The organism is Oscillatoria sp. FACHB-1407 (assembly GCF_014697545.1).
In the GTDB taxonomy this organism is placed as follows: Bacteria; Cyanobacteriota; Cyanobacteriia; order Elainellales; family Elainellaceae; genus FACHB-1407.
Genome location: NZ_JACJSA010000019.1, coordinates 1 through 19464, shown reverse-complemented (window position 1 = coordinate 19464; position 19464 = coordinate 1). Strand labels below are relative to the sequence as shown.

The 19464-nt window shown below is 49.3% G+C and carries 15 protein-coding genes and 1 tRNA gene; 8 read left to right on the top strand and 8 right to left on the bottom strand.

Annotation, left to right across the window (positions count from 1 at the left end; genetic code table 11):
• Positions 1 to 25: 25 nt before the first annotated feature.
• Both H6G89_RS34560 and H6G89_RS25075 read right to left on the bottom strand, forming a co-directional pair.
• Positions 26 to 445 (bottom strand): hypothetical protein, encoded by a 420-nt coding sequence (locus tag H6G89_RS34560; RefSeq protein WP_199336917.1) that lies wholly within the window; start codon positions 443 to 445, stop codon positions 26 to 28.
• Between the two features lie 142 nt (positions 446 to 587).
• Positions 588 to 661: transfer RNA gene (locus tag H6G89_RS25075), tRNA-Pro, on the bottom strand.
• A 406-nt stretch (positions 662 to 1067) separates the two neighbouring features.
• On the opposite strand from H6G89_RS25075, the gene H6G89_RS25070 reads away from it, so the two are divergent.
• Positions 1068 to 1523, top strand: a complete 456-nt coding sequence (locus H6G89_RS25070) for a DUF4332 domain-containing protein (RefSeq protein ID WP_190511652.1) — start codon at positions 1068 to 1070, stop codon at positions 1521 to 1523.
• A gap of 67 nt (positions 1524 to 1590) precedes the next feature.
• Here H6G89_RS25070 and H6G89_RS25065 read toward each other — a convergent pair whose 3' ends face one another.
• Positions 1591 to 2112 (bottom strand): GNAT family N-acetyltransferase, encoded by a 522-nt coding sequence (locus H6G89_RS25065; RefSeq protein WP_190511651.1) that lies wholly within the window; start codon positions 2110 to 2112, stop codon positions 1591 to 1593.
• Between the two features lie 461 nt (positions 2113 to 2573).
• On the opposite strand from H6G89_RS25065, the gene H6G89_RS25060 reads away from it, so the two are divergent.
• The 3 genes from H6G89_RS25060 to H6G89_RS25050 all read left to right on the top strand — a co-directional run bounded on the left by H6G89_RS25060 (position 2574) and on the right by H6G89_RS25050 (position 6180).
• Entirely contained in the window at positions 2574 to 3299 is a 726-nt protein-coding gene (locus H6G89_RS25060; RefSeq protein WP_190511648.1) for a hypothetical protein, read from the top strand.
• 3 nt (positions 3300 to 3302) lie between these two features.
• The gene (locus H6G89_RS25055; protein WP_190511646.1) at positions 3303 to 4457 is read left to right on the top strand and encodes a tetratricopeptide repeat protein; all 1155 of its coding nucleotides are present in this window, start codon (positions 3303 to 3305) and stop codon (positions 4455 to 4457) included.
• A gap of 352 nt (positions 4458 to 4809) precedes the next feature.
• Positions 4810 to 6180, top strand: coding sequence for an SUMF1/EgtB/PvdO family nonheme iron enzyme (locus tag H6G89_RS25050; RefSeq protein ID WP_242060119.1), 1371 nt, complete (start codon positions 4810 to 4812; stop codon positions 6178 to 6180).
• Between the two features lie 375 nt (positions 6181 to 6555).
• On the opposite strand, the gene secA is transcribed toward H6G89_RS25050, so the two are convergent.
• The gene (gene secA / locus H6G89_RS25045) at positions 6556 to 9381 is read right to left on the bottom strand and encodes a preprotein translocase subunit SecA (protein WP_190511644.1); all 2826 of its coding nucleotides are present in this window, start codon (positions 9379 to 9381) and stop codon (positions 6556 to 6558) included.
• 440 nt (positions 9382 to 9821) lie between these two features.
• The gene (locus H6G89_RS25040) at positions 9822 to 10463 is read right to left on the bottom strand and encodes a diheme cytochrome c (protein ID WP_242060118.1); all 642 of its coding nucleotides are present in this window, start codon (positions 10461 to 10463) and stop codon (positions 9822 to 9824) included.
• Positions 10464 to 10843: 380 nt separating this feature from the next.
• Here H6G89_RS25040 and H6G89_RS25035 point away from each other — a divergent pair, with 380 nt between their 5' ends.
• The gene (locus H6G89_RS25035) at positions 10844 to 11323 is read left to right on the top strand and encodes a GNAT family N-acetyltransferase (RefSeq protein WP_190511642.1); all 480 of its coding nucleotides are present in this window, start codon (positions 10844 to 10846) and stop codon (positions 11321 to 11323) included.
• A 4-nt stretch (positions 11324 to 11327) separates the two neighbouring features.
• Here the strand turns inward: H6G89_RS25035 and H6G89_RS25030 are convergent, their stop codons facing one another.
• Together H6G89_RS25030 and H6G89_RS25025 are read right to left on the bottom strand one after the other, a co-directional pair.
• Positions 11328 to 11798, bottom strand: coding sequence for a hypothetical protein (locus tag H6G89_RS25030; RefSeq protein ID WP_190511640.1), 471 nt, complete (start codon positions 11796 to 11798; stop codon positions 11328 to 11330).
• Between the two features lie 341 nt (positions 11799 to 12139).
• Positions 12140 to 13609, bottom strand: a complete 1470-nt coding sequence (locus H6G89_RS25025) for an ATP-binding protein (RefSeq protein WP_190511638.1) — start codon at positions 13607 to 13609, stop codon at positions 12140 to 12142.
• Between the two features lie 358 nt (positions 13610 to 13967).
• Here H6G89_RS25025 and H6G89_RS25020 point away from each other — a divergent pair, with 358 nt between their 5' ends.
• Positions 13968 to 14525 (top strand): DUF305 domain-containing protein, encoded by a 558-nt coding sequence (locus tag H6G89_RS25020; protein WP_190511636.1) that lies wholly within the window; start codon positions 13968 to 13970, stop codon positions 14523 to 14525.
• Positions 14526 to 14590: 65 nt separating this feature from the next.
• On the opposite strand, the gene pyrC is transcribed toward H6G89_RS25020, so the two are convergent.
• Positions 14591 to 15643 carry a dihydroorotase gene (gene pyrC, locus H6G89_RS25015; protein ID WP_242060117.1) on the bottom strand — a complete coding sequence of 351 codons (1053 nt, stop codon included), beginning with the start codon at positions 15641 to 15643 and terminating at the stop codon, positions 14591 to 14593.
• Between the two features lie 192 nt (positions 15644 to 15835).
• Between pyrC and H6G89_RS25010 the strand changes: the two genes are divergently transcribed.
• Both H6G89_RS25010 and H6G89_RS25005 read left to right on the top strand, forming a co-directional pair.
• Entirely contained in the window at positions 15836 to 18034 is a 2199-nt protein-coding gene (locus H6G89_RS25010) for a PAS domain-containing sensor histidine kinase (RefSeq protein WP_190511635.1), read from the top strand.
• Positions 18031 to 19416: a hybrid sensor histidine kinase/response regulator gene (locus H6G89_RS25005; RefSeq protein ID WP_190511633.1), complete on the top strand. Its 1386-nt coding sequence runs from the start codon at positions 18031 to 18033 to the stop codon at positions 19414 to 19416. The genes H6G89_RS25010 and H6G89_RS25005 overlap by 4 nt, the downstream gene beginning before the upstream one ends.
• Positions 19417 to 19464 lie beyond the last annotated feature (48 nt).

The window sequence follows — 19464 nt, the reverse complement described above, 5'->3', positions numbered from 1 at the left end:
CAGCCGTGTTAGAGGGCGATGAGCCTTACTGCCTCCTTTGAGCCGCGATCGCCGCTTCCATGTTTGTAATTGCTTGAGTGGCAGCGCGATCGCCCACTCGTTCGTTGAGGGCGCGGCGGAAGTTGATCAGGGCGGTTTGATAGTCGCGGTTGCGGCTGGCGTCGTAGCCAATTCTCATGTAGCGATCGTAGGCAGATTCAACCGCCGGAAAGACTCGAACAGGGGCGTTTGCCGGAGCTTCATCCATGTAGCAAATCGGAGAGGCACCCCCTGGGCGGGAATAGGCAGACCGTCCACCACAACGCCGACCCGCTGCATCAATATCGTAGGGGCACTGGCATCCCTGTCCAGTGGTGGGTTGACGGCTAGGAACTTGAGCGAGAGTAGGAAAGCTACCAATTAGCAGGGAGGAGGCAATGAGGAGTGGGGCAATAATTTTCCGCATGGGAATGATAATCAAAAAGCGTTACGCCCCTACCTTGCCCTGAGATGTATAGAGTTGCACAGAGGAGGCTAATGAAGCTTCAGTAAAGGCTTCAAATCGAAATCCCCGACTTCTGCAAGAAGCCAGGGATCTAAAGTTGCGATCGGGATGACAGGATTTGAACCTGCGACATCCTGCTCCCAAAGCAGGCGCGCTACCAAGCTGCGCTACATCCCGGTGCCAAGTGTCTTACCGAGTTCGTTAACGACCTCAAGTTAAAGCACTGACCATCCAACAGTATAGCTTGCTTTGTGACTTTGGTTAGAAAGATTTCTATAATTGCTCGTCTAATCTCCATTCCTTAGTATTGCTTTCACAGATAAGGTTCGGAAATAAAACCAGAGGGTTTGGGGGTGCAGCCTCAGCCAGGGGCTTCACTTCCTGCACCCCGAATTCCTACCCCTATTGATCACGAGTTGTACCTAGGATTTGAATGATGTGTCAGTCCCTCTGGAATAACGGTTTGAGAGATATTCTGACCTGGCATATCCTTTTGGGCTGAGAGGTGATGTACCTGTCTGAAAAGACCCTTTTCAAAGACGAACTATTTAGGATAGGATAGTCCCTTCCAACTTTGTCAACTATGGGAGCTTCTCAGCAATCGGGTCGGCGTTCTCTCAGGTCGAGCGACTGGGAAATCGGACAACTGCCCGGATTGAGTGATAGCGATCGCGATCATCTGGTGAAACTGGGCATCACCACAACACTAGGGTTGCTGCGTCAAACTCGATCGATAGCTCAACAGCAGGCTCTGGCTGCCCGTCTTCAGATCCATCCACAACATGTCTATAAGTGGGTTGCTCTAGCTGATCTGGCGCGGGTTCCGATGGTGGGCTGTCAATATTGCGGGTTGCTGCTCCATGCGGGGATTGTATCTCCCGCGCAATTAGCTCAAACTCCCCTACCGAGGCTGCATCAACAACTGCTCAAACTTCAGGTGGCTACTCTGCAACGTCAGGACTTGTGCCCGACGCTCGATGTAGTAGCCCAGTGGATTCAACAGGCGCGATCGCTCGTCGCCTTGGAACCCCATTTGTAAGGGCGAAGCATTCGGGCAATGATGGTTCAGGTGTGCCAGGAGCTTTATCCGGATGCCTCGCCCTGCATCAATCGGGATACCAAAACATCCCTTTGATGCCCTCTGGGTCTGACATAAACCCCAGTCCCCGATAAAAGTCAACGACATGAGGATCGGCAAATAGAGTGATATTGCTAATGTCTTCGCTCCGCAGCTTTTTAATCATCTGCTTCATCAATGCCTTGCCAAATCCTTTCCCCTGAAACTCAGGATGCACGACCACATCCCAAATCGTGGCGTTAAAGGCGTGGTCAGAGGTTGCTCGTGAGAACCCAATTAGCCGCTTCTGCGCCCCTCGCTGTTCCCACATAGACACCACCAAAAAACTATGTTGGATCGCCTTCTTGACCTTACGCAAAGGACGACGCGACCAACCCACCGCATCACACAGTTCTTCTAACTCATACAAGTCGATGTCGCGATCGGTACTAAAAAAGATGCGCGAACCCGTATTTGTCACGATGCCCTGAGCAGCGTTAACATCTACCGAAGCCGACTTAGGTGCCGCAGCAGAATCAGAAGTGCTAAATAAGTTTTTCCAAAAACCCATGTAGGCGTAACACTTCAATAAATAAACATAAGATAAGTAAGTCAGCCAACCGAATTTAGAAATTAGCCTTTAATGTCATAGCACATTGCCAGACGGCAAAATACTATCTCCAAGATTTTTCTGGCGACTTACTTAGCAGTAATAGTTAGTATATCTCTCGTATCCTTATCCCATCGTTTATCTACGAAATAAATCATGAGTAGGCTGTTGATGAAAATTAGCCCTGCGATCGGGGCTGAATCGTGTAATTTGTAGAGATTGACCTTGATTTATAGCCGTAGTCTACAGATCAGGAAGAGGTGCAACGAGGGAATCCTTAGCTGGGGGCAATGCTTCCATCCTCCTTTTGTCCTAATCCTTCTCCCTTAAATTGACACGCTACGACTACCGTTCTCTAATAAGAGGCATCCCGTTCACCGCATCCACCCTCGCCCTGGTCGGGTAAATCGTTGTTTGAAAGTATGGCTACGGGTTTAAAACCATCGACACTGGAACTGCTAAAACGCTTTAATCGGGCGTTTCCCCAGTTTTATGAGCAATTTGTCAGCAGTGAAATCCAGTTGCAAAACCTGAGATTGGCATATCAGCTTTACAAAACGAAACAAGCCGTCATTGAACTGAAGCCTGAAGGGAACAAAAGTGCTTTGCACTTCGCCTATCGTAACCAATCTTTTTTATTGAGCGATATTTTTGGAGTGCTGGCGGCGTATGGGCTTACCATTCACAGCCTCAGCCTCTATGGGCAAATTTATCCGCCGATGCTGGTGTTTATCAAACTGGTGGTGTCGCGTGGTGGCAAAGCCCTGGTCGATAAGACGGCTGAAAACGTCTGCCGCGCGGTGCGTGAAGCTCTGGCAGGGCGGTTTGAGGTGGAGGAGATGTTGGCGGTTGAGTTCAATCTGGATGCGGGGTTAGAGCAGGTCGAAACTGAGTTTTATGTTGATCCCGTGTTTCATCTGCCTGCGCTGTTGATTGAGGCGGATAACCAACCGGGGCTGTTTTACAAAGTGATGTACGCCATTTGGCAGGAAGATTTGCTAGTGGTGAATGCTAATCTACTGGTGTGGCGCGGGCGAACGCGCTTGATTTTGTACTTGCTGGGTCCAAATGAAAATTTGATTCCAGAATATCTGGGACAAAAGATTGCAGAAGGGATGAAGCAGCGGTTGTTGGGACGACGGTTTTAGCGAATGGATGCTCTGGAACAGGGATTGGGGAAGTTGCGTGATGGCGATTTAGCAGGGGCGATCGCCGCGTTTGACCAGGTGATTGCGACCAACCCCACGGCAAACGTTTATTGCTTACGGGGTAATGCACGCTGGGACTCGCAGGACTACACCGGAGCCGTAGCAGACTACACCGAGGCGATCGCCCTTGATCCCAATTCCACAGATGCCTATTGGGGACGGGGTACGGCTCTGTATCGACTGGGAGAAAAGCAGCAAGCGATCGCCGATGTGACCCGTGTGATTTACATGAATCCCCGGCATCCTCTAGCCTATTCGCTGCGGGGAGCCATGCAGTTTGACCTGAAAGACTATGAGTGGGCGATTGCAGATCACACGCAAGCAATTCGCATGAACCCTAACAATGCGGTTGCCTATGGTGGACGGGCACTGGCTCGCTACGAAATGGGCGATCGCCAGGGGGCGTTGGATGACCTGAACCGCAGCGTCCAGATTGACCCAGAGCAGGCAAACTCCTACTATTGCCGGGGCAACCTCCAGCTTGAGATGGGCAACTCCACGGCGGCTCTCAGTGACTTTCAAAACGCAGTGGAATATTGGCGGCAACAGGGAGAGCAAGAGTATTGCGATCGCACCCTGCACAAGATTCAGACTCTCTATCGTCAGGGAATTGGTGCCTCTGAGTCACCTGCCAAAGACACGATTCGTCAAGGGGTAGACCAGTTGGAGCAAGGCAATACTACGCAGGCGATCGCCACCTTTACAGAGGCGATTCAGCAGGATGAGAGCATTGCCGATGCCTACCAACTGCGGGGCACGATTTACCTGAATCAGAGTAATTTGGATGGGGCGATCAGCGATTTTACGAACGCGATTCAACGGAATCCTCACCTTGCTGATGCCTACTACAATCGGGGATGCGCCTACTTTGACGATCGGCAACTTTCCGCTGCGCTGGAAGACTTTACTCAAACGATCACCCATGATCCCTATCTGGCAGGGGCTTACTACAACCGGGGCAGTGTGCTGTTGGGGTTGGGCGACCGAGAAGGGGCGATCGCCAATCTTAAAATCGCTATCCAACTGCTGAAGCAGCAGGGCGATCAGCAGCAATATGAGTGGGTGATGAATCAGCTTCAAGCACTCCAGCAGGGGTAGGGAGTGGGGAGTAGGGAGTGGGGAGTGGGGAATAGGGAGTGGGGAGTGGGGAGTCGGTGTAAGTTCTTATCTCGTTCCTCAGGCTCTGCATGGGAACGTGCTCTGAGAGGCTCTGCCTCATATGAGGTTTTGAAGGTAAAGCCTCCGTATGTTCCATTCCAAAGCTGAGCCTTGAAACGAGAGGAAGATAAACGATAAAGGATAAAAGAAATTCTGTCTTATCCTTTATTTTTCATGTTTTATTCTTTTCTGAATAGTGGCACATAGGGTTTGTATACACTGAAGGCAGTTGCGCTGGGACTGGGCGATCGCTGCTCGCTCAATGTTGCTAACCCTACCTAGACTCCCAAAGATGACTAGCAAAGAATCTATTTTCATCTCCTACCGCAGAAGTGACAGTCAAGATGTGGTTGGTCGGATTGATGATTACCTGACAGACCACTTTGGGCGAGAACATGTTTTTTTAGATCGCAACTCGATCGACTACGAGGCTGCATTTCCAGACCGCTTAAAGCAAGCTATGCAAGACAGCAAAGTGGTGCTCGTGGTGATCGGGTCTACCTGGTCGAGTGTGCAGGATGGAAAAGGACGACGACGCTTAGAAAGTCCAGATGATTGGGTGCGACAGGAAATTGCATTAGCCTTAGAGCTAGGGCTTGTCGTGATTCCGGTCTTATTAGATGGCACGAACATGCCCAGACTAGGGGAACTTCCCCAGACGATTCAGAAATTGGCAGAGCGCAACGCCATTGATCTGGTTACAAGGAGAAGTACAAACCTGTTTAAAGCAGGGATGGACGAGATTATCAATCTGATTGAAAAGCGAGTTCCGGAACTTAGACCAGCACCACCAATGACATTGCAGCCGTTTGAGTTTGAGGTGGTCACGCTTCAGATCCAGGCAGGCTTATTCGGCGGCAAGCAGGTGAACCGCCAGTCTCAGAAAAAGACTGCTCAGCAACATATCGAAGACCTGGGGAATGGAGTTTATTGTGAAATGGTTTCTATCCCTGGTGGAAGCTTCATCATGGGTGCTCCTGCTTCAGAGGAGTCTTCAGAGGAGAATGAACGCCCCCAACATCGAGTGACAGTGCAACCTTTTCTCATGGGTAAGTATGCTGTGACCCAGAAATTGTGGCAAACGGTAGCAGGCTTTCCCACGGTTGAACACGACCTGGAGCTAAATCCATCCCGCTTCAAAGGTGATCAGCGACCCGTAGAGCAGATGTCCTGGTTTGATGCGGTGGAGTTTTGTCAGCGGTTATCCAGCGAAACCGGGCGCAACTATCGCTTACCGAGTGAGGCAGAATGGGAATATGCGTGCCGTGCCGGAACCACAACGCCCTTTCATTTTGGTGAAACGGTTACGGTTGAGTGGTTGAACTGTATTGGTAGCCTTGATGGTGATGCGCCCAAGAGTGGATATCGGCAACGAACGACAGATGTTGGTAGTTTTCCTGCCAATGCTTTTGGGTTATTTGATATGCACGGCAATGTCTGGGAGTGGTGTGCGGATCATTGGCACGATAACTACACCAATGCGCCGATAGATGGCAGTGCGTGGGTGACAGGTGGAAATTTTGAGCTTCGGGTGCGTCGCGGTGGCTCTTGGTTCAGCCTTCCTTGGTCTTGTCGCTCTGCCTCTCGTGTCTTTCTTTCGCCCGACCTTTGTAACCCCTATATCGGTTTTCGGGTTGTGTGTAGTGCTCCGAGGACTTTGTAACCCTTGGGCTGGAGCTTGTCGAAGCCCTTTACCCTCCAGCCCTTTTGCCCTCTACTCTTTTTTCTTTTCCCTTTTCGCACGAAGCGCGATCAATTTTTTTCCTCTCACCTCGTTCCTCAGGCTCTGCCTGGGAACGTTCTCTGAGAGGCTCTGCCTCATGTAAAGTTTTTAAGTTGCCTCTCGTGACAGGCTTCCTCTCGTGATAAGGCTCAGCCTTGTCACGCTTTACCGGAGGCTCTGCCTCCAAAGCTGGGGCTGTAGGAGATACCTCTAGATTCAGGTTCCCAGCTAGAAGCAGGAATTAAGAAGTAGGAGGCTCCGCCTCCTAAAGGCATTGCTAGGCAGAGCCTAGCAACGAGGAAAAGAGAAGAGAGTTTACACCACCTCAGTGGATTGCTGAGGGACGGGCTGTTGTGGCGGTTGGGGTTGGAACTGGAACAAGGAGTAAACGACGTTCCGACGAATCTCGGTCATCATCTCCAGGAACAGTTCATAGCCTTCGCTCTTGTACTCAATCAGCGGGTCTTTTTGCCCATAACCGCGCAGACCGACAGATTCCCGCAGAGCATCCATCTGTTGCAGGTGTTCGCGCCAGAGGGTGTCGATCTGTTGCAGGATGAAGAACCGCTCGGCTTGTCGCATCAACCCCGGTTGGATGGCATCGACCTGGGCCTCCTTGAGGTCGTAGGCAATGCGAACCTGCTCATGCAAGAAGGTTTTGACTTCGGTGATGCTCAGATCCTCTAATTGACTGGGTTCCAGATCCTGGAGCAGATAGACGAACTCCTTCACCTTGCCGACTAACTTGGGCAGTTCCCACTCCTCAGAGGGCAAATCAGGGTTCACATATGCATCCACGATGTCATCCATCGTGCGCTCGGCGTATTTAATCACCTGTTCCTTCAGGTCTTGCCCTTCCAGCACCCGACGACGCTCGGCGTAAATTGCCCGACGCTGGTTGTTCATTACCTCGTCATACTCAAACACCTGCTTTCGGATGTCGTAGTAGTAGGTTTCAACCTTCTTTTGTGCGCCTTCAAGCGATCGCGTCAGCATACCCGACTCGATCGGCATGTCTTCCTCAACGCGGAAGGCATTCATCAAGCCAGCGACGCGATCGCCCCCAAAGATTCGCAGCAGGTTGTCTTGCAAGCTGAGGAAAAATTTGGTGGAGCCAGGGTCACCCTGACGTCCGGCGCGCCCCCGCAACTGGTTGTCAATCCGGCGTGACTCGTGACGCTCAGTGCCGATCACATGCAAGCCGCCCAGGCTCACGACTTCTTCATGCTCGGCGTGAGTAAACTCTTCGTACTCTTTGCGAATGCGATTGTAGGCTTCCCGCAGTTTGAGCAGGACAGCATCGGAGGTAGGAGCTTTTTCGGCAGCGGTGGCGAGACGGTCTTCTGCGGTCAGTTCAGGGAGCGATCGCTCACCCCATTCTTTCACCGCGAAATCAACCGCTTCCTTGATCAACTGCTCCGTCTCAGCGGATAGCGGTGTGGGGAAGATCTGAGGAGAGGCTTTCCAGGTTTTAGCCTTTTTGCCTTCAGTTGCCGCGAACCCTTTGCCGCCACCACTGGGGCGATCGCGGAAGGAGACATCGGGGATCGCAAATTCGCCTTCATCTTCAGGTTGGACGATGCGGGGCATGAGATATTCCCGCACCTTCAGTCGCGCCATGTAGTCGGCGTTTCCACCGAGGATGATGTCAGTGCCTCGTCCCGCCATGTTGGTCGAGATGGTGACGGCTCCTTTGCGTCCGGCTTGAGCGATGATTTCCGATTCCCGCTCCACGTTCTCTGGTTTCGCGTTAAGCAGGTTGTAGGGGATATTCTTCTCGCTCAACAACCGAGAGAGCAACTCTGATTTTTCAACACTGGTGGTTCCCACCAGCACAGGTCGCCCTTGCTCGTGCATCTCAGCACACTCCTGAGCCACCGCTAGCCACTTGGCGTTTTCATTCTTGTAGACCACATCGGACACGTCGCGTCGTCCCGTTGGGCGGTTCGTGGGGATGATGGTCACTTCCAGGTTGTAAATCTTCTCAAACTCTGCCTCTTCTGTTTTGGCGGTGCCTGTCATACCGCCCAGTTTGGGATAGATCAGGAAGAGGTTTTGGTAGGTAATCGTGGCGAGAGTTTGCGTCTCAGGTTGAATGTCAACCCGTTCCTTGGCTTCGATCGCCTGATGCAGGCCATCACTCCAGCGACGACCGGGCATGACCCGCCCTGTGAATTCGTCTACGATCACGATTTCGCCATTGCGGACGATGTAGTTGACGTCTTTGATAAACAGTTCTTTGGCTTTAATCGCGTTGAAGACGTAGTGCGCCCAGGGATCTTTGGGGTCGAACAAGTCAGTCACACCCAAAATCCGCTCTGCTTCAATGAAGCCCTCATCGGCAAGCAATACATTTCGGGCTTTTTCATCGACTTCGTAGTGTCCGTTGGGGTCATCCTCGTTTTCCTTGCGGGTGAGCGCAGCGGCGACCTCAGCGGCTCCCATGTACTTTTCACTGGGACGCTCGACCTGACCGGAGATGATTAGCGGAGTCCGAGCTTCGTCAATCAGAACAGAGTCTACTTCGTCAATGACGCAGTAGTTAAAGGGACGCTGTACCACATCTTCCATAGAGGTCGCCATGTTGTCGCGCAGATAGTCAAACCCTAATTCGCTGTTGGTGGCGTAGGTGACGTCGCAGTCATAGCTTCTTTTGCGATCGCTAGGGTTCATGCCCTGTTGGATCAGCCCAACCGTTAGCCCTAAAAAGCGGTGAATCTGTCCCATCCACTCAGCGTCGCGACGTGCCAGGTAATCGTTCACCGTCACGACGTGAACGCCCTTTCCAGTCAATGCATTGAGATAGGCAGGGAGGGTTGCGACCAGGGTTTTTCCTTCCCCTGTTTTCATCTCGGCAATTTGCCCGTTGTGTAACACGATGCCACCGAGCAACTGCACATCAAAGTGGCGCAGTCCTAACACTCGTTTGCCCGCTTCCCGAACAACGGCAAATGCCTCTGGCAGGAGGTCGTCTAGAGTCTCACCTTTTTCGAGGCGTTGCTTAAATTCTCCTGTTTTGCCCCGCAACTCCTCATCTGAGAGTGCCTCCATGTCTGGCTCTAACAGGTTGATTTCAACCACATCAGGTTTATATTTCTTAAGCTTGCGTGCGTTGGGGTCACCCAGCAGAGTTTTTAGCATGGCAAGAGGCAATGAATTAATCTGAACAGTCCATCTTATTTAGCGTGACACAAAGCCACAAAGCAGGGGGAGTGGTAATCTCCGCCCAAAAGGTAGGGAATGTGACAGCAGAGCGATCGCACTAACTGCCTATCTATCATAAAACTTAGGCTATTGCCTGTGTAGCTTTTTCTCAATCCTGGGGCAATGGTTAGTGGTCAGTGGTCAGTGGTTAGTGGTCAATGGTCAGTGGTTAGTGGTCAATGGTCAGTGGTTAGTGGTCAATGGTCAGTGGTTAGTGGTCAATAGTTAGTGGTCAATGGTCAGTGGTTAGTGGTCAATAGTTAGTGGTTAGTGGTCAATGGTCAGTGGTTAGTGGTTAGTGGTCAATGGTCAGTGGTCAATGGTCAGTGGTTAGTGGTCAAGTCCGCCATCCCTACTCCCCACTCCCCACTCTCCTCCTAAGGAGCATTCTCCCACTCTGGGGTTAACTGGCGGAAGTTAAATTGCTGGGCACTGGGATGACATTGAGCGCAGCTATCAATCTGGACGCGATCGCGAAATTCGACTCTGGGGTGGAGAGCTTTGAAGTATCGGGAGTCTTCGATGCGATAGGGAGCCTGTTCGTTGAGGAGAACAGGGCGCGAAAAAGTGCGGATATAATTCCAGACGACCAACAAGGTCGGAGGACGGAACGGGTTAATTTGCACACCGTAGTGAGAATCGTCTTGCAGCAAATTGCGCCAGGTATCCGTTGGAAAAATCTGCGGCGGTAACCCAATGTGGCAACTGGCACAGTTCTCTAAGTACAAGTCTTGTCCCAATTGCTGGGCAGGGGGAACGACATCTACCGTGCCTACTGCGCTAGAACCAGTAGCCTGCGCCAACAAGATGCGTTGGTCAGGCTCTGCCATGATTCCGGTAGAGCGTGGTTCAGTAGCTTGCGCTAACCCAACCCCCAGGAGAGCAGACCAGGCGATTAGCAAGATCGCCAGAATCAGAGACGATCGCCATCTTGATTGGCGATGATGGGCAAAGGAGCGGTTAAACAGTTGAGCAAGGCGACGCAAGAGAGATTGACGCGACACGTTCTTAATCATCATGCTGAATTGTCATGAATTCCAGACTACACGAGTCTCAACTACACCCGGATAAAAAAAATCGATTTATGCTAGTTGTTTGGGGATTGAATTGTTAATTATTGTATCTAAGATAGATTTCGATATGGAATAAAAAACATTTGGAGCGGATTTGTAAACAAAGGTTTCGATTTTTCTGGAATCTCCTTATTGAAAAAGAGACTGAATCTCTGAAAATATTGCTCCCCTGTGGAGATCAAAGGGAGATAGAGCGATCGCCATGGTTCTAGAGCTTTAGATGTAACAGTCACAAATCAGCTCTTCGCTTCAGGATGAAGTTACAGAGCTTTCTAGATAGCAAACTTTGATTAACGTCTGAATCACGAAATAAGGAACTGGAGACGATGGATTGCAGCCACATTCAATTTTGTGTCCACGATGCTTCTCAAGCTCAAAATCATCGATCGATTGATCTGGAGCAACTGCAACATCTATTCAAAGCGGCTGCATTTTGGGCGTGTAACCGTCGCATTGAAGATTTAGAAGTCGCGATCGCCCATAGTAAGCCTGTTGTCACGGTGTGGGATGGCGATCGCCTGATCGGCTTTGCGCGTGCCACCTCAGATGGAGTGTTTCGTGCCACGATTTGGGATGTGGTCATCCACCCGGACTATCAGGGAGCAGGCTTGGGACGCAAGATGGTGGAAACGGTGTTGATGCACCCCCATGTCAATCGGGTTGAGCGGGTTTATCTGATGACCACCAACCAGCAAAAGTTTTACGAGCGCATCGGCTTCGAGGAAAACCAAACTACAACCATGGTGTTGTTTAACCAACCCGTCTCGCAGAACCACCTGCCCATCGTCACCGAGATCTCTCAGTAATTCCTTAAGTGTCCGCTAAATACAAAAACATGACACCGCTGTTGGAATCAAACAACAAGTGGTAAATGTCGCCGTTGGAATAGCCGACGTAACACTGGTTAAAGGAGTGCATCCAGGCATTCCACCAGGGTCGTATGGGTCCATGAGTAATAACATCCTGGCAAACTTCAGCATCAGTGGACGTTAACTCTAACTGATGCTGAGCCACTAAAGCGTCGATGAAATGCTGATTGGTTTGAAACTTGAAGAAGAAGGATGGGTCAATACCTGCAACAACCACCAGAAAGTGAGCGTTGGATGTTGACAGTGCAGACGTTGCTGCGGCAGGCGTGTCGGTCAAGTGTTGAAACTCAGCGATCGCCTCTGTGCCGCTTGATTCGCCTGCAACAAACAGATTGCTAAACAGCCACAAACCCAGGCTAACCACTCCTGTAAAGGCGATCGTTGAACCGATCCAAATCGCTTTCTGTCCCATAGTTCATTTCTCAAATTGTGAGTGAATTGGGGTAATTTTTCTAACCCGCTACAATTCACTCCCGCATTTTGATCAATTTTGGGGAGAGCGACATCTTACAGAGTTGTTGAGGTCAAACTGCTGGGAATCTTTCGTGGAAAGCCTGAAATCATACGAAAAAATCAACCTATCCAGCTTGAGAAGCGTTTATGCAGAAATAGTTCACCTAAACATTAAATTTGAGGTGTCGTACTGAATGATTCTGCCTATCTACACCAGATAGGATCTTAGGCTGAAAGTTTCTGCCTAATACATAGTTAGGCATCTTTAATCATACCTTTCAGACAGCCTTTGCTAGATTTCTACTCGTTAAACAAGGATTGAGTACGCCGTCGCTGAACTTTGGCATCTATACTCCGCAATATGTTTGCACCAAGGGTGTAAGCGTATAGACTAGCCAACTCAAATTCAAATCGTACTCCTTTGTATAAGAAGTTCTTGTCTCTGATTGTACGACTAGTGATCTTGATAGGTTGGGCTACACCTGGATTTTTTTTCACAAATTCTATGCAGTTATCAAGTTCAGAACAGGAATTATGAGGCCGGTCACTCCACTTAACTTCAACGATCCAAGAAGGAGATTGGTGTACTTGGTCTAGGTGAACAATATCAATTTCTCCTGAGTTCCAACGTGCATAGTAAAGCTCAATCATTTTACTGTGTTGCCATTGACTAAAAATTGCAGTCTCAGTCATAGCTCCCATTGCCCCAGAGTCTATTTTAAGCTGCCCAAATAATGCTGCTCGCATTGATGGGTTTGTTAAATAAACCTTGAAGCACACTGCTCTTTTAAACCTCTTTACATTTTGATCAATTCTCTCAACACGACGAATTAAAAATGCTGCTTCAAGATATTCGAGATAGCGCTTTATAGTATTCTTCGCTACACCAGATGATTTTGATAATCCCTCTAAACTCACCTCGTTACCAGAGTTATATGCCAAGGTAGTGAAAAGTCTATTAAGTTCTTGAATGTCACTAATACCGTAAAGACTTGGCAGGTCTCGCAGTAAAACTTTGTCAATAATGTCACTTTTTATATATTGACCAGGATCTAAGCGGATTGTTTTAGAGAAAACAGCCTCCGGATACCCTCCGAAGTTGAGATAATTGACAAACTCTTTATTTAATTCCTCTGTATCTAGAGGTGAATATTCATAACCCTCAAATTCATGATCTTCAAATGATATTAATTCATTTTCCTTTCCAATGAACATTAAGTACTCAGCGAAGGTTAAAGGTGGTAAAACATAATCACTGAATCGACCAGCTCCGGATTCAGTACTCTTCAATCGTAGTGCGGCTGCGGCAGAACCAGTAGCGACAAAACGGTAGCTAGGAAATGAATCAACAAGAGATTTCAGATGTATTTCCCATTCGCGTAGATATTGAATTTCATCAAAAAAAATAAATAGTTTTGAAGTCCGCTCGTGCTTGAATAATTCTTGAAAATAGCCAAGTATACGTTCTAAAGGAAGCCCAGTGTAAATGGGGGTTTCGAGAGATACATATAGAATGTTTTCTGCACGAATGTCAGAATCTAAAAGCATACGAATGCTGTGATAAACCATGACAGTTTTTCCAACCCGTCTCGGTCCCATTAAAACGATCGCTCGGCGTACACTTGTATCTAAAATATTTTGAGAAAAAGTCTCAAAATACTTTCGCCGGGGAGCATCCTCATAAATAATCTTTCCTTGACGACCTGTTTCCCACCAAGGGTTATCAAATTGAAGACGGGAGATAATATCTTCCTTCGCGATTTCAAGCATGAGAATAAGATTAGTAAACTAATCTTAGTTTATTCAGAAGGCTTATTAAGGTCAATCGGTTAATCTTAATTCTTGCTTTGGGAGGACATAGACTGCAATAGAAGTACATTGCTATGACAGATGCCTAACACTGCGTTGGTGCGGACGGTACAGAGGTTATCGGTGAGAGTTCAAGACTGTCTGCGGCGGGTCATGGGCAACGTTGGGCTGCGTTCGATATTGAGATCCGGCAGGTTCTTAAATCTTGCTGGAACCTATGCTGGACTTGCGTTCACTACGTGAGCTAGCCATAGGAGTGATGCGGGGAGTTGAGCCAAAGCACTATTTTGAAATAGTGGCGCTCCGACGGAGAAGCAATATGGATCAACAGAAACAAATGCCAGGAATGGGCTGGAACCGATTCGCGGCGATGATCGCAGCCTCAACGTTCATCATGTTTTTCTTGATGTATCAGCTTGTGTATTCCCTTGATCATGCACTGTTCAGTGTGAACCGATTGGTCGCCTCATTGGTAATGGGATGCGTGATGACCGTTGTGATGCTTTCCTTTATGTGGTCGATGTACCGAGGAGTAGGAATCAAAATTGCAGTTCTCAGCGTAGCCACCACGCTTGGCTTGATTCTGCTTTCCGTGAATAGAACCCAGGCACTAATCGGAGATGTCAACTTCATGAAGTCGATGATTCCCCATCACTCCATTGCGATTAACAATGCGCGGAAGGCAAGCATCAGCGATCCGCGTGTTCGCAAACTTGCGGATGAGATCATTGAGTCGCAGGTTCGTGAAATAGCTGAGATGAAGTTACTCCTTGATGACATTGCGCGGGACGGAGAACGGGGAACGACGCAGCTTCCCGCTCGCTCGACTGCAATAACTCCCGATATGGAGCGCCAGATTAGAGAAGCAGTGCAGTAAATAAGCAGGTTTTCGTTGTGGGTATTGCTGAGCTAATCGATAACGGCTAATGCATAACGCGGATGTCACACCATCTGCCAGGTCATTTCCTGCCCTGCTCCCAAAGGGACAAGCCCGGATTCTGTAAATGGCACTTCATCAGGAACGCGCCAGGTTGTTTTAGACAGGGTAATTTGTTCGGTATTGCGTGGGAGTTGATAAAAATCGGGGCCATAGAAGCTGGCGAACGCCTCTAGTTTATCCAGGGCATCCATGCTCTCAAATGCTTCGGCATACAACTCAAGGGCATGTAGTGCCGAAAAACACCCCGCGCAACCGCAGGAACTTTCTTTGCTGGTGCGGGTATGGGGGGCACTATCGGTGCCCAGAAAAAACTTCGGATTCCCCGATGTTGCCGCTTTTAATAAAGCCTGACGATGCTCCTCTCGCTTCAAAATGGGCAGGCAATAGAAATGGGGGCGAAGTCCGCCTTTGAACAGGGCATTGCGGTTAAACAACAAATGCTGGGGCGTAATCGTTGCTGCAATGGTGTTGGTAGACAGGACATACTGCACCGCATCAGAGGTAGTGATATGCTCAAGCACCACTCGTAGGTTGGGAAATCGCTGCTTGAGGGGGATTAAATGTCGCTCAATAAACACCTTCTCGCGATCGAACATATCAACGTCGGTATCGGTCACTTCCCCATGCAGTAATAACGGCATGTCCACCTGCTGCATCGCTTCAAAAACGCGATCGCACTTGCGAATATCTGTCACACCCAAATCTGAGTTGGTCGTTGCTCCGGCTGGGTAATACTTAACCGCTTTAACAAATTGGGATTCTTTTGCCCGGAAAATTTCGTCGGGGCTGGTGTTGTCGGTGAGGTAGAGCGTCATCAGGGGCTCAAATTGTTTGCCTTCTGGGATGGCGGCAAGGATGCGATCGCGATAGGCTGCTGCATCCGTCACTGAGCGGACAGGAGGCTTCAAGTTCGGCATGATGATGGCGCGGGCAAACTGACGCACCGTGTAGGGCAAAACCGCTTTCAGGGCTGCACCGTCGCGGAGATGTAGATGCCAATCGTCAGGTCGGGTGATGGTAAGCTTTTGCATCTTTTCATTATAAAACGGCGACATGAGACCCCATCAGGATAGGGGCGATCGATGAAGCTTGGGGGGTTTGAGGGGGCTTCTGTAGCAGCAAATGGTGCTCAGCTCGACTACTTCTGCGAATATGTATTGGAGCGAAACGGCAAGCAGTTACGGCTACGTCCACTGTGCACCCTGAATTATTGCCAAAGCAAGAAATGAGTTGCTTCGGCACTATACTTGGATATTACCGATCGCAAACTCGCAGAAACTGCTCCGATGCAAGCACTGCATGGAATTACCCACCATCTAGAAAACTCCCCCCTGGCAACAATTTGTTGGGATCGAGAATTTCGGGTTGCCTTCTGGTCTCAACGGGCAGAAAGCATGTTTGGCTGGACGGCTGCAGAGGTCATGGGCAAAACTCCCCTTGATTGGCAGTTTGTTTTTGAAGCGGATCGAGAGCAGGTCAATCAGACGATCGCTCAACTATTTAGCGGCATCAATACAGTTTGCCACAACCGGAATTATCGCAAGGATGGTTCGGTGGTGTTCTGTGAGTGGTACAACTCTACTCTGCTGGATGAGCAGGGAAATTTAGTCTCTATGTTGTCGTTTGCTCTGGATGTTACCGAACGCAAACATGCAGAAGCTGCACTGCAAGCCAGCGAAACTCGTTTTAGACGATATGAGCGAATTGTTTCCGCTACGACTGATGGCATTTCTCTAGTCGATCGCCAGTACCGCTACCAGATCGTCAACCAGGCATATCTGAATCGGTTTAATAAGTCCTACACCGATATTGTTGGGCATTCGGTCAGTGAACTGCTGGGGCAGGAGGTGTTTGAAACGATTATTCAACCCCGTCTCGATCGCTGCCTTGCCGGGGAAACGGTGCAATACAACGAGTGGTTTGAGGTTCCAGCATTGGGGCGGCAGTTTTTGAGTGTTACCTATTCCCCCTATCGAGAAGCCGATCAGACGATCTCTGGAGTGGTGGTGAGTGTACGCAACATTACTCCCTTGAAGCAGGCAGAAGAAGCCGTGCGGCAGAGCGAACAGCGGTTTCAGGAAATAGCCCAAACAATCAGTCAACTGTTCTTTGTCCGTTCGGCGATCACAGGGGAATTTATCTATGTCAGCCCTGCCTATGAACGCATTTGGGGACGCAGTTGCGAAAGTTTATATCAAAACCCTGATTCCTGGTTGGAGGCAATTCATCCCGACGATCGCCCCCGGATCAATCAATCATTGGCAAATCAATTTACTGGAAAATCGGTTCAAAGAGAATACCGAATTATCCTACCCAATGGTTCCGTGCGCTGGATCTCCGCTCAAATTGATCTGGTACGAGATGAAGACGGAAATCTGTTGCGGTTTATTGGTTTTGCAGAAGATATTAGCGATCGCAAAGCCATTGAATTTGTTGTGCAACAAAATGAAGCTCGCTATTTAGCAATTCTGGAAGATCAAACAGAACTAATTACCCGGTTTCGGGCAGATGGCACTCTATTGTTTGTTAACGATGCCTTTTGTCGCTACTACGGAGTTTCCAGGGACGAAATGATTGGGCATCACTATCAACCCCTGATCTATCCGGCGGATCAAGCCGCGATCGATCGCTGTCTGGCAGCCCTATCACCAGAGAATCCGGTTGGCAGCGTGCAGCATCGCGTCTGTGTCAATGGCACGATGCGCTGGATGCAATGGACGAATCGCGCCATCTACGGCGATCAGGGCAATTTGCTAGAACTTCAGTCGGTTGGACGGGATATTGACGATCGCAAACAGGCAGAACTTCAGTTACAGGCGGCTCTGGCAGAAAAAGAGGTGTTACTGCAAGAGGTCTATCACCGGGTTAAAAACAATCTGCAACTGATCCAGAGTATGCTGCAAATGCAGCAGCGACGGCTGAACAACCCCGAGGCAATCCAGGCATTACAGGATAGTTGGAACCGGATCATGACCATTAGCCTGGTGCATGAAATTCTGTATCAATCGGATAACCTGGCAAAAATTAATTTAAGAGACTATATTCCTGCCCTGGTGCAGCATATTGCCACGTCTTACCACCTCATTGCTCCCAACGTAGTGGTTAAAACTGAAGTGGAATCCATCGTTGCCCCAATGAAGAAAGCAATTTGCTGCGGCTTGATCTTGAATGAGCTGGTGACAAACGCGCTAAAATACGCTTTCCCAGAGAAAAAGTCAGGACAGGTGACGGTGGTTGTGACGGCTGACTGTACTCGATCCGAGAACATGATTACCATGACAGTCCAGGACAATGGGATCGGGCTGCCCCAATCGCTCGATCTATCTAGCATTAAAACGTTAGGTCTAACGTTGGTTCAAGACTTTGTTGAGCAGTTGCGGGGTGCGATCGCCGTTGAATCAGGTCAGGGGTGTCTGTTTCGCATTACGTTTAATTTAAAATCATGAACCCATCGTTAAAAGAAAACCCATTCAAAACGGGAATAGCAAAGATCCTGATTGTAGAAGACGAACGAGCCATTGCCAGAGATCTGAAAGAAAGCCTTGAGCATCTGGGTTATTGTGTTCCAGCGATCGCCAGTTCCAGCACTGAAGCCATTGCCCTGGTTGAAACCTGGCAGCCTGATCTGATCTTGATGGATATTGTGTTAGAAGACAGCGATCGCGATGGCATCGAAACGGCTCAGGAGATCCGCGATCGGTTTCGGGTTCCGGTCGTTTATCTTACTGCCCATGCTACGACGACTATTCTAGAGCGGGCAAAGGAGACCGATCCCTTTGGCTATTTGCTCAAACCCTTTCGCGAAAAAGACCTGTGGGTGGCGATCGAAACGGCTCTAAAACGTCATCGTCTAGAATGTGCCCTGCATGAACGGGAAGAATGGCTGACTCATATTCTGACCGGGATGGGGGATGGGGTGATTGTGTTTGACACCGAAACCCGGATCAGGTTCATCAACCCGGTTGCAGAATCCCTGACGGGATGGACGGAAGCAGAGGTTCTGGATCAACCAATCCAGACTGTGTTTCAAGTGATCAACGAAAAAGAGCGATCGCCCCTGCTGTCTACCTTGCTCCAGACCATCATCCGTGGAGAGCCGTTCTACCTTTCCCTGGATACTCTCCTGATGACAAAATCAGGGCAGGAAGTTCCCATTTTCGATAGCGCCGCTCCTCTTCGAGATCAGCAAGGAGTTGTAACGGGAGGGATAATCGTCTTTCGGGACGCTTATACATTGCGGATTGCCAATGAGCGCGACCTGGCAGTAGCTCGTGCCCAACAACTGGAACTGCAAATGCAAGAGATGGAGAACCTGAATCGGCTCAAAGATGATTTTTTGAGTACCGTCTCTCACGAACTCCGCACCCCGTTGTCTAATATCAAAATGGCAACCCGCATGTTGACTATTGTGCTCGACCAACTCGATCTCCTGGCTCAGTCAACCGGATTAACGGCAACACCCATCTCCAGATACATTCATATCCTGCAACAGGAAACCGAACAGGAACTTCGTTTAATTAATGACCTGCTCGACATTCAACGGATTCAGGCTGAGACATACTCCCTTGAATTATCGTTGATCCAGCTATCCACCTGGATTCCAAACCTGGTAGAACCGTTTCGCCCCAGAATTGCAGAGAGTAACCAAACCCTTAATCTCAACATCCCATCTGACTTGCCTGATCTGTGGACTGATCCCCACGCCCTTACCCGTATCCTCTCAGAACTGCTCAACAATGCCTGTAAATATACGCCGCCTGAAGAACAGATTACGACAGGAGTTACGCAGTTGAGAAAAAGGGGGAGTTGGAGTAAAACCAAAGAATGAATCCACCCAAAGTCAACGAGAACGATTACATCAACTTTTTGATTGCAG

Coding starts and splice junctions, on each gene's coding strand:
- H6G89_RS34560 (WP_199336917.1), bottom strand. CDS start 445: ATGCGGAAAATTATTGCCCCACTCCTCATTGCCTCCTCCCTGCTAATT.
- H6G89_RS25070 (WP_190511652.1), top strand. CDS start 1,068: ATGGGAGCTTCTCAGCAATCGGGTCGGCGTTCTCTCAGGTCGAGCGAC.
- H6G89_RS25065 (WP_190511651.1), bottom strand. CDS start 2,112: ATGGGTTTTTGGAAAAACTTATTTAGCACTTCTGATTCTGCTGCGGCA.
- H6G89_RS25060 (WP_190511648.1), top strand. CDS start 2,574: ATGGCTACGGGTTTAAAACCATCGACACTGGAACTGCTAAAACGCTTT.
- H6G89_RS25055 (WP_190511646.1), top strand. CDS start 3,303: ATGGATGCTCTGGAACAGGGATTGGGGAAGTTGCGTGATGGCGATTTA.
- H6G89_RS25050 (WP_242060119.1), top strand. CDS start 4,810: ATGACTAGCAAAGAATCTATTTTCATCTCCTACCGCAGAAGTGACAGT.
- secA (WP_190511644.1), bottom strand. CDS start 9,381: ATGCTAAAAACTCTGCTGGGTGACCCCAACGCACGCAAGCTTAAGAAA.
- H6G89_RS25040 (WP_242060118.1), bottom strand. CDS start 10,463: ATGATGATTAAGAACGTGTCGCGTCAATCTCTCTTGCGTCGCCTTGCT.
- H6G89_RS25035 (WP_190511642.1), top strand. CDS start 10,844: ATGGATTGCAGCCACATTCAATTTTGTGTCCACGATGCTTCTCAAGCT.
- H6G89_RS25030 (WP_190511640.1), bottom strand. CDS start 11,798: ATGGGACAGAAAGCGATTTGGATCGGTTCAACGATCGCCTTTACAGGA.
- H6G89_RS25025 (WP_190511638.1), bottom strand. CDS start 13,609: ATGCTTGAAATCGCGAAGGAAGATATTATCTCCCGTCTTCAATTTGAT.
- H6G89_RS25020 (WP_190511636.1), top strand. CDS start 13,968: ATGGATCAACAGAAACAAATGCCAGGAATGGGCTGGAACCGATTCGCG.
- pyrC (WP_242060117.1), bottom strand. CDS start 15,643: ATGTCGCCGTTTTATAATGAAAAGATGCAAAAGCTTACCATCACCCGA.
- H6G89_RS25005 (WP_190511633.1), top strand. CDS start 18,031: ATGAACCCATCGTTAAAAGAAAACCCATTCAAAACGGGAATAGCAAAG.